The organism is Streptomyces rectiverticillatus, assembly GCF_013394065.1.
Classification (GTDB): Bacteria; Actinomycetota; Actinomycetes; order Streptomycetales; family Streptomycetaceae; genus Streptomyces; species Streptomyces rectiverticillatus.
The window spans coordinates 794,978-809,669 of record NZ_CP040752.1 but is presented as its reverse complement, the minus strand read 5'-3'; the positions used below and the strand labels follow the sequence as shown (position 1 = coordinate 809,669).

At 74.3% G+C, this 14,692-nt stretch carries 11 protein-coding genes; all 11 read left to right on the top strand.

What is annotated here, in order from left to right; all coding sequences use genetic code 11:
- Positions 1-45 precede the first annotated feature (45 nt).
- The 11 genes from FGW37_RS03150 to FGW37_RS03100 all read left to right on the top strand — a co-directional run bounded on the left by FGW37_RS03150 (position 46) and on the right by FGW37_RS03100 (position 14,689).
- On the top strand, positions 46-1,125 hold the full coding sequence (locus FGW37_RS03150) for a methyltransferase (protein ID WP_179079645.1): 1,080 nt from the start codon (positions 46-48) through the stop codon (positions 1,123-1,125).
- A gap of 79 nt (positions 1,126-1,204) precedes the next feature.
- On the top strand, positions 1,205-2,791 hold the full coding sequence (locus FGW37_RS03145) for an amino acid adenylation domain-containing protein (protein WP_179079644.1): 1,587 nt from the start codon (positions 1,205-1,207) through the stop codon (positions 2,789-2,791).
- A gap of 59 nt (positions 2,792-2,850) precedes the next feature.
- A complete protein-coding gene (locus tag FGW37_RS03140) occupies positions 2,851-4,284 on the top strand; it encodes a citrate/2-methylcitrate synthase (RefSeq protein ID WP_179079643.1) in 1,434 nt (477 codons plus the stop codon).
- Entirely contained in the window at positions 4,281-5,471 is a 1,191-nt protein-coding gene (locus FGW37_RS03135; RefSeq protein ID WP_179079642.1) for an ATP-grasp domain-containing protein, read from the top strand. The genes FGW37_RS03140 and FGW37_RS03135 overlap by 4 nt, the downstream gene beginning before the upstream one ends.
- Positions 5,459-6,733, top strand: a complete 1,275-nt coding sequence (locus tag FGW37_RS03130; protein ID WP_179079641.1) for an MFS transporter — start codon at positions 5,459-5,461, stop codon at positions 6,731-6,733. The genes FGW37_RS03135 and FGW37_RS03130 overlap by 13 nt, the downstream gene beginning before the upstream one ends.
- Positions 6,730-9,309, top strand: a complete 2,580-nt coding sequence (acnA, locus tag FGW37_RS03125) for an aconitate hydratase AcnA (protein WP_179079640.1) — start codon at positions 6,730-6,732, stop codon at positions 9,307-9,309. Before FGW37_RS03130 ends, acnA begins: the two co-directional genes overlap by 4 nt.
- Complete coding sequence (locus FGW37_RS03120) at positions 9,306-10,706, top strand: DUF6025 family protein (RefSeq protein ID WP_179079639.1); 1,401 nt, start codon at positions 9,306-9,308, stop codon at positions 10,704-10,706. The genes acnA and FGW37_RS03120 overlap by 4 nt, the downstream gene beginning before the upstream one ends.
- Complete coding sequence (locus tag FGW37_RS03115; protein WP_179079638.1) at positions 10,703-11,779, top strand: mandelate racemase/muconate lactonizing enzyme family protein; 1,077 nt, start codon at positions 10,703-10,705, stop codon at positions 11,777-11,779. Before FGW37_RS03120 ends, FGW37_RS03115 begins: the two co-directional genes overlap by 4 nt.
- A gap of 1 nt (position 11,780) precedes the next feature.
- Positions 11,781-12,740 carry a D-2-hydroxyacid dehydrogenase family protein gene (locus FGW37_RS03110; protein ID WP_179079637.1) on the top strand — a complete coding sequence of 320 codons (960 nt, stop codon included), beginning with the start codon at positions 11,781-11,783 and terminating at the stop codon, positions 12,738-12,740.
- A 96-nt stretch (positions 12,741-12,836) separates the two neighbouring features.
- Positions 12,837-14,195 (top strand): LLM class flavin-dependent oxidoreductase, encoded by a 1,359-nt coding sequence (locus tag FGW37_RS03105; protein ID WP_343067005.1) that lies wholly within the window; start codon positions 12,837-12,839, stop codon positions 14,193-14,195.
- Positions 14,192-14,689, top strand: a complete 498-nt coding sequence (locus FGW37_RS03100) for a flavin reductase family protein (RefSeq protein ID WP_218650567.1) — start codon at positions 14,192-14,194, stop codon at positions 14,687-14,689. The genes FGW37_RS03105 and FGW37_RS03100 overlap by 4 nt, the downstream gene beginning before the upstream one ends.
- Positions 14,690-14,692 lie beyond the last annotated feature (3 nt).

Below are 14,692 nucleotides of genomic sequence, written 5' to 3'. Positions count from 1 at the left end.
GCGGCGCGGCCGCCGGTGGCCCCGCCGGGACGACGGAGGTGCTCTGTGCGCGAAGGTGCTCGTGAGACGAGGGCCGAGGAGGCGGGGCGGCGCAGCGCCGCCCTGGTCATCGAGGAGGCCCTGGGATTCCTCTACCCGGCTGCTCTGCGCGCAGCCGCGGCCGTGGGCGTGGCGGACCACCTGGCGGACGGCGCCCGCACCCCGGAGGAGCTGGCGGCGGCCACCGGGACCGACGCGCCGAGCCTCCGGCGCGTCCTGCGGCTGCTGGCCACGCGCGGGCTGTTCGAGGAGGACGACCACGGCCGCTTCCGGCTCACCGAGGCCGGTGACGCGCTGCGCTCGGACGCGCCCGTGCCGGTCGGGCCGGCGGTCCTGATGCTCACGGACCGGACGATGTGGCGGCCGGCCGGGGAGCTGACCAGGTGCCTGGAGGACGGGGGCTCGGCATTCGGCCACATCTTCGGCATGCCCTTCTTCGAGCACTTCGCCCGGGACGAGGAGACCGCCGCGGTCTTCCACGAGGGCATGGCCGCCATGTCCGAGGCGGAGAACCGACCGATCGCCGACAGCTGTCCCTTCCCCGGGGCCGCCACGGTCGTGGACGTCGGCGGCGGCCACGGCGGCCTGCTGCTGGCGGCGCTCCGCGGCCGTCCCGGCCTCCACGGCGTCCTCCACGACCGGGCGCACGTGCTGGCGGGCCACCGGCTCGACACCGAGGAGACGAAGGGCCGCTGGTCGCTGCACGAAGGCGACTTCTTCACCGCCGTCCCGCCCGGCGACGTCCACCTCCTCAAGCGCATCCTGCACGACTGGGACGACGAGCAGTGCGTGGGCATCCTGCGCAACTGCCGCCGCGCGCTGGCGCCGGGCGGCCGGGTGCTCGTCGTCGACGCGGTCCTGCCGCCGGGCAACGCCCCGCACCAGGGGAAGACGCTGGACGTGATGATGATGGCCTCCCTGGTCGGCCGCGAGCGCACGGAGAGCGACTTCGCCCGGCTGTTCGACGCGGCGGGGCTGCGGCTGTCGCGCGTCATCCCCACGCCGACCGTGCTGTCGATCGTGGAGGGCGTGGCCGGATCAACCGGATCGAAATCCTCCATATCCCTTGTGTCCCGGATCACTTGAGCCTGCCGCCCAAGGTCCATTGACCTCGATCACCCGCAATGGCAAGGATGATCGAAAACCAGGCCTTTGGGGGAAGGGCATGAGTGTTGACATGGCGTATCACCATTTGGGGGCGGGGGTTCTCGATCACGCCCGGAGCCGGCCCGACGGGATCGCGCTGGCCCTCGGCAAGCGCGACGTCACCTACGCGGAGGCCGCCGGAACGGCACTGACCTGGGCGGCCCGCATCCTCGACGTCACCGGCGGCAGTCCCCGCCGGGTGGGCGTCTTCGCCCACCGCAGCGAGACCTCCTACCTCGGCACGCTGGCGGCGCTCTTCTCCGGTGCCGCCTTCGTGCCGCTCAACCGGCGCTTTCCCGTCAAGCGCACCCGCTCCATGGTGGAGCGCGCCGGTCTCGACGCGCTGATCGTGGACCAGGGCTCGCTGCCCCGACTCGCCGAGGTGTTACGGGGGATCGCCCGGCCCCCGGCCGTGCTGCTGCCGCACGGCGACGCGGGCGACCGCGAGCAGCTCGCCGCCGCCGGCGTCCCGGCCGTGCTCACCGCGGCGGACCTCGCCGGCGCCGAGCCGCTCGCGACCGCCGTGCAGGCCGGGGAACACGACCTCGCGTACCTGCTCTTCACCTCCGGCAGCACCGGCGCCCCCAAGGGTGTGCCCGTCACCCACGGCAACGTGCGATCGTTCCTCGCAGCGGCCCAGGCCCGCTACGGCATCACTCCCGAGGACCGGTTCAGCCAGACCTTCGACCAGACCTTCGACCTGTCGGTCTTCGACCTCTTCATGGCCTGGGAGCACGGCGCCCGGGTCTGCGCCATGGACTCCATCGAGATCCTCGCCCCCTTCCGCTACTTGGAGCGCAACGAGGTCACCGTCTGGTTCTCGGTGCCCTCCGTGGCCGCCGTCCTGCGCAAGCGCGGGTCGCTGACGCCGGGCCGGATGCCGGGCCTGCGCTGGAGCCTGTTCTGCGGCGAGGCGCTGCCGCGCGCCACCGCGGAATCCTGGCAGGCCGCCGCCCCCGCCTCGGCCGTGGAGAACCTGTACGGCCCCACCGAACTGACCATCGCCTGCACGGCCTACCGCTGGGACCCGCAGACGAGCCCGGCCGCGTGTGTCCACGACAACGTCCCGATCGGGCGCCCCTTCCCGGGCCTCGCGCCGCTCGTCGTGGACGAGGCGCTGGAACCGGTCGCCGAGGGCGGCACCGGCGAGCTGTGCGTGGCCGGGCCGCAGACCGCGCCCGGCTACTGGCAGGACCCGGACCGCACGGCGGAACGGTTCTTCGAACGCGACGGCAGGACCTACTACCGCACCGGCGACCTCGTGCGCGCTCAGGACGGCGGCGACTACGTCTACCTGGGCCGCAACGACCAGCAGGTCAAGGTCGGCGGCTACCGCATCGAACTGGGCGAGATCGAGGCGGCGTTGCGCCGCTCCGGCTGCGCCGAGGCCGTCTGCATCCACCGGCCCGCCGATGACGCCATCGCCGCCGTCGTCTCCGGCGCGCACGACCCGGAGGCGCTCGCCGACGCCGTCGCCGCGCTGCTGCCCGCCTACATGGTGCCGAAGTCCGTGCACGCCGTCGACGAGATGCCGGTCAACGGCAACGGCAAGGTCGACCGCAACGCCCTGCGCTCCTGGCTGGACACCCTCGTCGCAGCCCGGTGAGCGGCAGCCGCACACCCGGCTGCACGACACGCCTCGAAGACCGCTCCGTGGAGAAGAACATGAACAGCGTCGACCAGCTGATCGCGCACACCCTCAGGATCGACGAAGGCAGGATCACCGCCGACCTGGAGTACCAGTCCGTCCGGGAGTGGGACTCCCTGGGGCACGTGACGCTGATGATGGCCCTGGAGAACGCCTACGGCACCCCCGTGGACGACGAACTCACCCTGGAACTGCGGACGGTGGCCGCGATCCGCGCCTTCGCCGCCGAGCACGCGGGTTCCTCCGCAGCCGAGGGCGCGGGCCCGGCGGCCCCGGCGGACGAGAAGCCCGCCGCGCCGGCGGTGACGGCACCGCAGCCCGGCAAGGCCGTCCGCCGCGGGCTCGAAGGCGTCAGCTTCGACCACACCACCATCACCCGCATCGACGGTGCCGAGGGCGTCCTGGAGTACCGCGGCTACAGCATCCACGACCTGGCCGAGCACGCCTCGTACACCGAGGTCGCCCACCTCCTCGTCCACGGCGAACTGCCCGACGCGCACGCCCGCGCAGCGTTCGAGAAGGAGCTGCAGGCCCGCCGCGCCCTGCCGCCCGAGGTGCTCTCCCTCGTCCGCTCGCTCGCCCACGCCCATCCCATGGACGCGCTGCTCACCTGCCTGCCCGCCCTCGCGGCCTACGGGCCCCGGCGCGACGCGGCCGCGGACGAGACGTACGGGGAGGCGCTCGACGCGGGGATCACGCTGCTGGCCCGGATCCCCATGCTGGTCGCGGCCCACCACGCCGTCCGGGAGGGCCGCGAGCCGGTCCTGCCGGCCGAGGACGTGCCCGCCGTCGAGGCGTTCCTGACGGTGCTCCTGGGTACGGCGCCCACCCCCGCGGCGGTCCGCTTCATGAACAAGGGGCTGATCGTCCACGCCGACCACAGCTCCAACGCCTCCGCGTTCGCCGCGCGCGTGGCCACCGGCTCCCGCGCCGGGATGACCGCCGCCCTCACCGCCGCCGTGGCGACGTTCGGGGGTTCGGTGCACGGCGGTGCGGCCGAGCGGGTCGTGCGCCTCATCGACGACGTCGGCAGCCCCGCGAACGCCGGGGCCTACGTGCAGGAGCTGCACGGCCGCGGCGAGCCCGTCATGGGCTTCGGCCACCGCGTCTACCGCACCGAGGACCCGCGGGTGCGCCACCTGCGCGCCACTGTCGCCGAGCTGAGCGCGGAGCGCGGGGACACCCGGGGCCTGGACATCCTCGACGCGGTCGCCGCCGCGATGGGCCCGTACGCCCGGCGCGGCGTCGCCCCCAACGTGGACCTGTACGCGGGACTGGCCTACCGGCTGCTCGGCCTGCCCGACGACCTGGCCGTGCCCCTCTTCGTCGTCGGCCGCACCGCCGGCTGGGTCGCCCAGGTGCTCGAACAGCACGCCAACAACGTGCTCATCCGCCCCCTGCTGAGCTACGACGGCCCCCGCTCGCGCAGCTACGCGGGAGGCGCCGCATGAGCCGCCACCTGCTGTGCATCGGCCGCTCCCGGCAGATGCACGCCAAGGCCCACCGCCTCGGCCTGCGCCTGAGCGTCGTCGCCGAGCTGTCCCGGGTGCGCACCCAGCGGGACCTGTCGATGTACGAGCGGATCGTCGCGCTGCCCGATACGGCCCAGGTGGCCGAGTGGGTCGCCGCCGCCCGCATGGTGCACGAGCACGACCCCGTGGACGCCATCGGCGGGTTCAACGAGGAGACGCAGGAGTTCGCCGCCGTGATCGCCGGCGCGCTCGGCCTGCCGTACCACGCGCTGGAGACCGTCCGCGCCACCCGCCACAAGCACCTGATGCGCGACGCGCTCCGGGAGGCCGGCGTCGACCCCACGCCGGCGCGCGAGATCGGCGGACGCGACGAGGTGACGGCCTTCGCGGCGGAACACGGCTATCCGCTGGTGGTCAAGCCGGTCGACGGCAGCGGCAGCGCGGCCGTCACCGTCGTCCGCTCGGCCGCGGACGTCCCCGCCCGGCTGCCCGAGGGCTACCGGATGCTCGCGGAGGGCTTCCTCGACGGCGAGGAGTACAGCGTCGAGGCGCTCTCCGAGAAGGGGGAGCACCGTGTCGTCTGCGTCACGCAGAAGTTCACCGACGAGGCCACCCGGGTGGAGACCGGCCACTGCGTGCCCGCGCCCGTCGACGACGCGCTGCGGGCCGCCGTCGACGCGTTCGTCCCGCGGGTGCTCGACGCCCTCGGCGTGACGGACGGGCCCACGCACACCGAGATCATCGCCACGGCCGGCGGGCTGCGCGTCGTCGAGACCCACCTGCGGCTCGGCGGCGACCACATCGTCGAACTGGTCGAACTCGCCCTGGGCATCGACCTCGACACCGCCTGGATCCGGCAGGTCGCGGGGGAGACGGTCGTGCCCGACCTGTTCACCGAGGCGTTCCGCGCCGCCGCGATCACCTTCGTCACGCCCGCCGCCGCCGGCGTCCTGGAGCGCACGGAGGGCACGCAGGCGGCCGCCGCCCTGCCCGGCGTCGTCAGCGTCGAACAGCTCCAGGAGCCGGGCGCGGTGCTCGGGAGGACGCTCACCAGCCAGGGCCGGGCCGCCTGCGTCATCGCCACCGGCGCGACCGGCGCGGAAGCCGTGGAGCGCAGCCGGGCGGCGGCCGGGAAGCTGAAGTTCGTGGTGGCATGCGCGGGGTGAACCCGGGCCGGCCCGGCACCTGGCTGCTCGGCGGCACCCTGGCCACCAGCCTCGGCGGCGGCATGCAGACCCTGGCCGCCGGAAAGCTGCTCTACGACGAGACCGGCTCGATCGCCGCCTTCGGCGTCGTCCTGATCGTCGAACAGCTCCTCACCTTCACGGTCCCCCTGGTGGCGGGGCCGTGGGTGGACCGCGGCGACCCGCGGCGCATCTGCACCGCGATCGAGCTCGCCCGGGGGACGGCGCTCATCGCCATCGGGTGCGTCATGCTCTCCGGGCCGAGCCCCCTGGGCTGGATCATGGCGATGTCCCTGTGCATCAAAGCGGGACAGCCGTTCTACCGGGGCGCCATGTTCTCCATGGCGCCGGCCGCCGTACCCGGCGCGGCACTGGGCACCTTCAACGCCTACTCGAACATCGCCCAGCAGGGCGGGGCGCTGCTCGGGGCCGCCGTGGCCGGAGTGATCATCCAGGGCTGGGGCGCCCCGGCGTGCTTCCTGGTGACCGGGGCCGGCTTCCTGCTGTCGGGCCTGGCCATCGCCGCCGCGCGGATACCGCGGCCGGAGGCGGAGCCCGCGGCGGGCAAGGGGGCCTCGGCCGGCTGGGGCCCGGTCGTCGCCCTGCTGCGCACGGAGCGGGGCTTCGCCCGCCACCTCCTCCTGGGCACCGCGGACAACATCGCCGTGGTGCTGTTCAACCTGCTGCTGTTCGCCCTGGTCGCACGCCACTTCGGCGGCAGCGCCTACTGGCTGTCGGCCATGGACTGCGCCTTCGCCGTCGGCGCGATCTGCGCCGCGCCCGCCCTCGGCCCCCTCGAAGCGAGGCTGGGGCCCAAGGGCGCGGTACGGGCCGGGCTCGCCGGGCAGGCACTGTGCTTCGCGGCCCTCGCGGCCGGGCCGGGCGGCCCCGTCGTGATCGGCCTGGCGCTCGCCCTGGGCGCGTGCAACACCGTCTCCTGGACGACGGTGACCACCGCCCTGCAGCTCAGGGCGGGCAAGGCCGTGCGCGGCCGGATCGGCACCGCCCGCAACCTCGTCACGGCGGGAGTCTCGGCGGCCCTGGTGCCGGTCGTCTCCCGCCTGGAACAGCGGTCGCCGGGCTTCGCCCTGCTGGCCGGTGCGGTCGTCATCGCGGCGTACGTGCTGCTGGCGGGGGCCGTCGCGGGGGACCGGGAGACGCCCGGCGAAGACAGCGCGGCACGGCAGGACGGCACGACACGTAACGAGACGTCGGGGGACGAGAAGGAAGTGACTGCCACGTGATCACCCGGGAGCAGCTCGCGGGACGCGACGCGCAGCTGTACAGCCTGCCGCGGTTCGCCGCCGGACACGGCGTGGACCTCGCGGCCGTACCGTACAGCGGACGCATCCTGCTGGAGGCGCTGCTGCGCGCGGGCGAGCCCGAGAAGGCGGCCCTCCTCGCGGGACGGCTGGCCGCGGGCGAGGAGGCCGGCCTGGAGATGGCGTTCCCGCCCGCCCGCATCCTCGTGCAGGACTACACCGGCATCCCGCTGCTGGTCGACCTGGCGGCGCTGCGCAGCCGCGTGGACCGGCCCGAGCGGGTCAACCCGGTGCTGCCGGTCGACGTGGTCGTCGACCACTCGGTCCAGGCCGACTGGGCGGGGCGCCCGGACGCGCAGGCCCGCAACGAAGCGCTCGAACACGCCCGCAACGCCGAGCGCTACGCCTTCCTGAAGTGGGCCCGAAGCGCCTTCGACGGCGTACGGGTGATCCCGCCGGGCCGCGGCATCGTGCACCAGGTGAACCTGGAGCAGCTGGCCACCGTCGTCGCCACCGGCGCCGGCGGCCTGCTCTTCCCGGACACCGTCATCGGCACCGACAGCCACACCACCATGGTCAACGGGCTGGGCGTGCTGGGCTGGGGCGTGGGCGGCCTGGAGGCCGAGGCCCTGATGCTGGGCCTCGCCCAGCCGATCCGCGTCCCCGCGATCGTGGGCGTCCGCCTCACCGGCACGGTCCGGCCCGGCGTCTCGCCCACCGACGTGGTGCTGACCCTCACGCAGCGGCTGCGCGAGGAGAACGTGCGCGGCCTGCTGGTGGAGTTCACCGGCCCCGGTATCGACGCGCTGTCCGCCGCCGACCGGTGCACCGTCGCCAACATGGCCCCGGAGTACGGCGCGATGGCGGCGTACTTCCCCGTCGACGCCGAGACCCTGCGCTACCTGCGGCAGACGGGGCGCCGCGACGAGGACGTCCGTCTGGCCGAGGCGTACTGCCGCCACCAGCACCTGCTGCGGGAGGAGGGCGGCCGCGGCCCCGAGCCGCGCTTCGGCCGCGTCGTCGACTTCGACCTCGGTGCCGTGCGGCCGAGCCTCGCCGGCCCCAGCCAGCCCGACCAGCGCATCGCCGTCTCCGGACTGCCGGGCTCCTTCGCCCGGTTCCACGGCGGGCCCGTGCGCACCGCGAACGGCCTGAGCGACGGCGACATCGTCATCGCCTCCATCACCTCCTGCACCAGCACGTCCAACCCCAAGGCCATGCTGGCCGCCGGCCTCCTGGCCCGGCGGGCCGTCGAGCGCGGCCTGTCCGTCCCCGGCCGGGTGAAGACGAGCCTGTCGCCCGGCTCCCGCGCCGTCACCCGCTACCTGGAGGACGCCGGGCTGCTGCCCTACCTGGAGAAGCTGGGCTTCCACGTCGCCGGCTACGGGTGCATGACCTGCAACGGCGGCAGCGGCCCCCTCAACGACGGCGTCGGGGAGACCGCCGACGCGCACGGCCTGAACGTCGCCGCGGTCCTCAGCGGCAACCGCAACTTCGAGGCACGCGTCCACAGCCAGGTCCGGGCGGGCTACCTCGCCTCGCCCGCGCTGGTCGTCGCCCTCGCCCTCGCCGGCACCGTCCGCACGGACCTGGAGAGCGAACCGCTGGGCACCGGAAGCGACGGCGAGCCCGTCCTGCTGGCCGACATCTGGCCCACCGGCGCCGAACTGACCGCTCTGGAAGCCGAGTTCCTCACCCCCGAGCTGTTCGCCGCCGCCGAGGGGGACGACCCCGGCTGGGACGCCATCACCGCACCCGCCGGCCCGGTCTTCCCCTGGGACGAGGACTCCACCTACATCCGGCCCCCCGCCTTCGTGGGCGCCACCCGGCCCGCCGACGCACCCGTGCGCGCCGCCCGCGCCCTGCTCGCCCTCGGCGACGACGTCAGCACCGACCACATCTCCCCGGTCGGCGCCATCCCGGAGGACTCGCCCGCCGGCGTCCACCTGCGCGAGCGGGGCGTGACGGACTTCAACTCCTACGGCTCCCGCCGCGGCAACCACGAGGTCATGGCCCGGGGCACCTTCGCCAACCCCCGCCTGCACAACGCCCTGACCGGGCCCGGCGGAAGCGGCGGCACCACGCTCCACATCCCCAGTGGCCGGCGGCTGCCCGTCCACGAGGCGGCCCGCAACTACGAGGCCGCCGACACCCCGCTGATCGTGCTCGCCGGGAAGAACTACGGCAAGGGCTCCTCCCGCGACTGGGCGGCCAAGGGCCCCTGGCTGCTGGGCGTACGGGCCGTACTCGCCGAGAGCTTCGAACGCATCCACCGGGCCAACCTCTGCGCCATGGGCATCCTGCCGCTGCTCCTCCCGGACGGAAGGAGCTGGGCCGCGCTCGGCCTCACCGGCCACGAGGAGTTCGCGCTGGAGGGCCTGGAGCACATGCGCGACACCGGCACCGTGCGCGTCGTGGCCGGCGGCACCGCCTTCACGGCCCGCGCCGAGGTCCACTCGACGGGGGAGTGGGACGTCCTCCTCGCGGGCGGCACCCTCCCCCACCTGCTCGGCCGGCTGGAGGCCGCCGGGCAGGAGGACGGCGGGGGAGCGGCATGAGCCGGGACATCCTCGCCGGGCTGGACCTGCTCGACGCCGCCGGCGCCGAGGCGCTCGCCGGCCGGAAGCAGTCCTTCGCCCCCGTCCACCTCGGCACGCGCGACGTGCCCGTCGGCACCCTCCTGGACCTGATCCACCAGGACGACGCCCTGCTGCCCCCGCGCACCGGGCACCTCGGCAACTGGGAGGACATCGCCCTCGGGCGCTCCGGGCCGATGGACTTCAACACCGCCATCTGCGGGCAGGGACACGGCTATCCGCTGATCTACGGCTTCACGCAGACCGAGACCGAGCCGGACGGCGACACCCCGGCCGGCGGCGACGGCGTCTACCTGCCCGGGTCCGTCGTCGACCGGGGCGGGCGGAGCGTCCTGCCGCTCTTCAGCTGGGACGGCCGGGCGCTCGTGCGCCGCGACCGCAGCCGCCCGCTGTTCTGCCCGCTCGTCAGCACCGAGCACGAGGGAAGCCTCGTCCCGCTGGTGGACCTGCACTGGCGCCGCATGCACACCCTCGCCGGGTACCGCTTCGAGCTGGAGGCCTCCTCGATCGTCGCGAACGCCGAGGCGTTCACCGGCATGCTGACCCTCCTGCTGGAGGAGGCGGCCGCGGGCCCGGGCCCGCGGCGCGCCTTCGGCGAGCTGATCAGCCACGCCGTCCGGCTCGACGGAGAGGTCTCCCGCTGCGAGATCCGCGCGGACGGCCGCGGCTTCCTCCTCGCGGGCCACCGCTACGGCTCGGCCCGCGCCCTCGCGGAAGCGGCCCTGGAGCCCTTCCGCGCCCTGACCGGCCCGCAGGACTTCCAGGACCGGCTGGGCACGCTCCCGCCCGTCCTGCCCGTGGTGTCCCACCTGCTGACCAGCGTCCTGACCGGGCTCTTCGGCACCCACCTGCCCGACGGGCCCGCGGGCCACGACGAGGAACCGTTCGTCACCCACCTGCACTGGGGCGCGCGGGCGATGGCCGGCTGCCCGCCCCGCCGCGGCGGCTACTTCACCCGCAAGGCCACGGTCCGCGGGATGCGCGCCATCGCCGCAACCCTCGTCCGCTCCTTTCCCGGGGCCCGGCCCCTGTGCGTGGTGCTCCTGCCGGCGCCCGTCTTCATGCTCTGCCCCGCCGGCACGGACCCCCGCGACGCGGACCTGATGGCCGCGCTCCTGCGCACGGTCGGCGCGGCCCGGCCCGAGGACGCCTACGACACCGCGACCGGCTGGCTGCAGGAGCACGGCGACGGCTTCTCCGCGTACCTGCGCGGCAGGTTCCGCGACGGCAGCGGCGTCCCGCACGACGGGGTCCTGCGCGAGCCGTCCGTCCCCGTCGAGCCCGAAGGCTTCCGGGACCTCACCTTCCGCCAGGCCTCGGCGGTCGTGGGGGCCTTCGAGGAAGTGATCAACGCATGAGCCGCAGCACCGGCCGCAGCGCGAGCCGCAGCACGAGCGGGCCCGTGAACGGACCCGTCGGCGGACCCGTGAAGGCCGAGCACCACACCCTCCGCGCCACGCTCGCCGAGCCGTTCTCCAGCAACACCGGCCTGACCACCCACGTGCACCAGCAGGTGCTCGTGCTGCACTGGGAGGGCCTGACCGGATACGGCACCGCCCTCGCGGCCCGCCCCGGCGAGCTCGACGCCTGCCTGCCGCTGCTCACGGACGCCTCCCCGCTCGCCCTCGTCCGCACCCTCGGCCGGCTGCACGCGGCAGGGATCCGCCCGGCCGTGGCCGCCGCCGTCGACATGGCCCTCCACGACCTCCTCGGCAAGCGGGCCGGACTCCCGCTGCACGCCCTGCTCGGACTCGCCGGGCAGCCCCTCGCCCCGACGGCCCTGTCCATCGGCGCCGGCTCGGACGAGGAACTGGTCCGCCGCGGCCGGGCCCTGGCCCACTGGCCCGTCCTCAAGCTCAAGCTCACCCCCGAGGACGACGGCAGCCGGGCCGGGGTCCTGCGCGAGGTCTACGACGGGCGCATCTGGGTCGACGGCAACGGCTCCTGGACGCCCGAGCGCGCGGTCGAGGTCGCCCGCGAACTCGACCGGCACGGCGTGGAACTCCTCGAACAGCCCGTCCCACCGGGCCCGGCCGACCGCCTGCGCTACGTCCACGAGAACGCGCCCCTGCCCGTCGTCGCCGACGAGGACTGCACGGGCCCCGAGGACGTCCTGCGGCTGCGCGGCTGCGCCTCCGCCGTCAACATCAAGCTGACCAAGTGCGGCGGCCTGCGGCGCGCCCACGAAACCGCCACCCTCGCCCGGCGGGCCGGGCTGAAGGTGATGCTCGGCTGCAAGACCGAGAGCGCACTCGGTGTCACCGCCATGGCCCAGCTCGCCCCCCTGGCCGACCACCTCGACCTGGACGGCCACGTCGACCTGACCGACGACCCCTTCCGCGGACTGCGGATCGACGAGGGGACGCTCCTGATGCCCGACGGCCCCGGCCTCGGCGTGACCGCAACAGACACCACCGATGGAGAGAGCTGACATGAAACTCCGCTGCGCCGTCCTCGACGACTTCCAGTCCGTCGCGACCACCGTCGCCGACTGGTCGCCCGTCGCCGGCGACGTCGACGTCGTCTCCTTCCCCGAGCACTTCGGCACCGAGGACGCACTCGCCGCCGCCCTCGCGGACTTCGACATCGTCGTCACCCTCCGCGAGCGCGTCCCCTTCCCGGCGTCCCTGTTCGCCCGGCTGCCCCGGCTGAAGCTGCTCGTCGCCTCCGGCATGCGCAACTCCGTCATCGACTACGCCGCCGCCGAGCGGCAGGGCGTGACCGTGTGCGGCACCGCCAGCTCCTCCACCCCGCCCGTCGAGCTGACCTGGGCCCTGCTCCTCGGCCTCGCCCGCGGCATCGTCCCCGAGGCCACCGCGCTGCGCCTCGGCGGCCCCTGGCAGTCCACGGTCGGCGCCGACCTGCACGGCCGCCGCCTCGGCCTGCTCGGCCTCGGGAAGATCGGCAGCCGGGTCGCCCAGGTCGGCCTCGCCTTCGGCATGGACGTGGTGGCCTGGAGTCAAAACCTCACCAAGGAGCGGGCCGACGAGGTCGGCACCGGCCTCGCGGCCTCCAAGGAGGAGCTCCTGGAGACCAGCGACTTCGTCTCGATCCACCTGGCGCTGAGCGAGCGCACCCGGGGCCTGCTGGGCGCCGCGGAGCTCGGCCTGATGCGGCCCACCAGCTATCTGATCAACACCTCGCGGGCCGCCGTCGTCGACCAGGACGCGCTCGTCGCCGCGCTGCACGCCGGGACCATCGCGGGCGCCGGCGTCGACGTCTTCGACGTCGAGCCGCTGCCGCAGGACCACCCGATGCGCAGCGCGCCGCGCCTGCTCGCGACCCCGCACCTCGGCTATGTCTCCCGCAGCAACTACGCGACCTACTACGGCCACGCCGTCGAGGACATCCAGGCGTTCCTGGCGGGCTCGCCGGTCCGCCGCCTCGGCTGAGACGGCACCCGCCCGGCCCCGGCCGGCCGCCTCGCGCCGGCCGGCCACCCGCCCCACCTCTTTCCCTTGCCTCACCCGTCCCACCGGAGCACTTCTGTGAGCATCATCAGCACGGCTCGTCGCACGATGAAACTCGGTGCCTTCCTCCCGGCGCCCGGACACCACGTCGCCGCCTGGCGGCACCCCAACGCCCGCCCGGACGGGGGCCTCGACTTCGCCTACTACCGCTCCCTGGTGCAGACCGCCGAACGCGGCAAGTTCGACATGGTCTTCCTCTCCGACGGCGCCGGCGTCCGCACGCACTACAAGGACGCCGACGAGCTGAGCCGCCAGGGCCGCATGGTCCACTTCGAGCCGCTCACGCTGCTGTCGGCCCTCGCCGTGCACACCACGCACATCGGGCTCACGGCGACCGCGTCGACCACGTACAACGAGCCCTTCAACGTCGCGCGGAAGTTCTCCTCCCTCGACCACCTCAGCGCCGGGCGCGCGGGCTGGAACGTCGTCACCTCGGTGACGGACGCCGAGGCGCAGAACTTCAACCTGGACCGGCAGCCCGCGCACGCCGCGCGCTACCACCGGGCGCGGGAGTTCATGGAGGTCACCACAGGCCTGTGGGACTCCTGGGAGGACGACGCGTTCCTCTACGACAAGGAGTCCGGCCGCTACTTCGACCCCGCGAAGCTGCACGTCCTCAGCCACAAGGGTGAGCACTTCCAGGTGCGCGGCCCCCTCAACCTCGCCCGCTCCCCGCAGGGCCGTCCCGTCATCGTGCAGGCCGGCTCCTCGGGCGACGGCATGGACTTCGCGGCCCGGTGGGCCGAGGTCGTCTTCACCGCGCAGCAGACCCTCGGCCAGGCGCAGGTCTTCTACAAGGACATCAAGGACCGGGTGGCCGGCCACGGCCGCAACCCCGACGACGTCAAGGTCCTCCCCGGCGTCTTCATCGTGGCCGGCCGCACGCAGGCCGAGGCCGAGGACAAGTACGCCGTCCTGCAGGACCTCGTCGACCCCGTCGTCGGGCTCGGCCTGCTCACCGGCCTCCTCGGCGACGTCGACATCTCCCACCTCCCGCTGGACGGCCCGCTGCCCGAACTCCCGCCCACCGAGGGCAGCACGAGCCGGCAGCAACTCGTCTACGAGCAGGCCCGCAGCCAGGGCCTGACCATCCGGGAGCTGTTCCTCTCCGTCGCCGGCGGCCGCGGCCACCACTTCCTGCTCGGCACGCCGGAGACCATCGCCGACGAGCTCGAATCCTGGTTCACGCAAGGCGGCGCCGACGGCTTCAACGTCATGCCCGGCTACCTCCCGGACGGCCTCGACGACATCGTGGACCTCGTCGTCCCCGAGCTGCAGCGCCGCGGGCTGTTCCGCACCGAGTACGAGGGCACCACGCTGCGCGACCACCTCGGGCTGCAGCGCCCCGGCTTCGCACGCAGCGGGGCCGAGTCGTGACCGTCGACGCCACCACCCTGCGCTCGGTGCTCCGGGCCCACGCCTCGGGCGTGGCCGTCCTCACGGCGGCCACCCCGGCCGGGCCCGCCGGGGTGACCATCACCTCCTTCACCTCGCTGAGCGCCGAACCCGCCCTGGTTTCCTTCGCCCTGGCCGACTCCTCCTCGACGTGGGCGCGCATGAAGGACGCGCACTGGTTCGGCATCCAGACGCTGGGGGCCGGCCAGGCCGAGCTGGCGGAACGGTTCGCCGCCAAGGGCGCCGACCGGTTCGCGCCGCCCACACGCTGGAGCACCGGCCCCCACGGCGTGCCGCTCCTGGAGGGCTGCCCGGCGCGCCTCGTCTGCTCGCGCCGCGACGTGGTCCGGGCCGGCGACCACCACCTGGTCGTGGCCGCCGTCGAGCACGCCGAGCGCGGCGAGCCCGCCGACGGCCTGGTCCACCTGCACGGCGCCCTGCGCGCCGTCGGCTCCACCACACCCGCAAGGATCTGACCC

Bases quoted from the DNA above. Each gene is read 5' to 3' on its own strand.
- FGW37_RS03145 (WP_179079644.1), top strand. From the start codon at position 1,205: ATGAGTGTTGACATGGCGTATCACCATTTGGGGGCGGGGGTTCTCGAT.
- FGW37_RS03140 (WP_179079643.1), top strand. From the start codon at position 2,851: ATGAACAGCGTCGACCAGCTGATCGCGCACACCCTCAGGATCGACGAA.
- FGW37_RS03135 (WP_179079642.1), top strand. From the start codon at position 4,281: ATGAGCCGCCACCTGCTGTGCATCGGCCGCTCCCGGCAGATGCACGCC.
- FGW37_RS03130 (WP_179079641.1), top strand. From the start codon at position 5,459: ATGCGCGGGGTGAACCCGGGCCGGCCCGGCACCTGGCTGCTCGGCGGC.
- FGW37_RS03120 (WP_179079639.1), top strand. From the start codon at position 9,306: ATGAGCCGGGACATCCTCGCCGGGCTGGACCTGCTCGACGCCGCCGGC.
- FGW37_RS03115 (WP_179079638.1), top strand. From the start codon at position 10,703: ATGAGCCGCAGCACCGGCCGCAGCGCGAGCCGCAGCACGAGCGGGCCC.
- FGW37_RS03110 (WP_179079637.1), top strand. From the start codon at position 11,781: ATGAAACTCCGCTGCGCCGTCCTCGACGACTTCCAGTCCGTCGCGACC.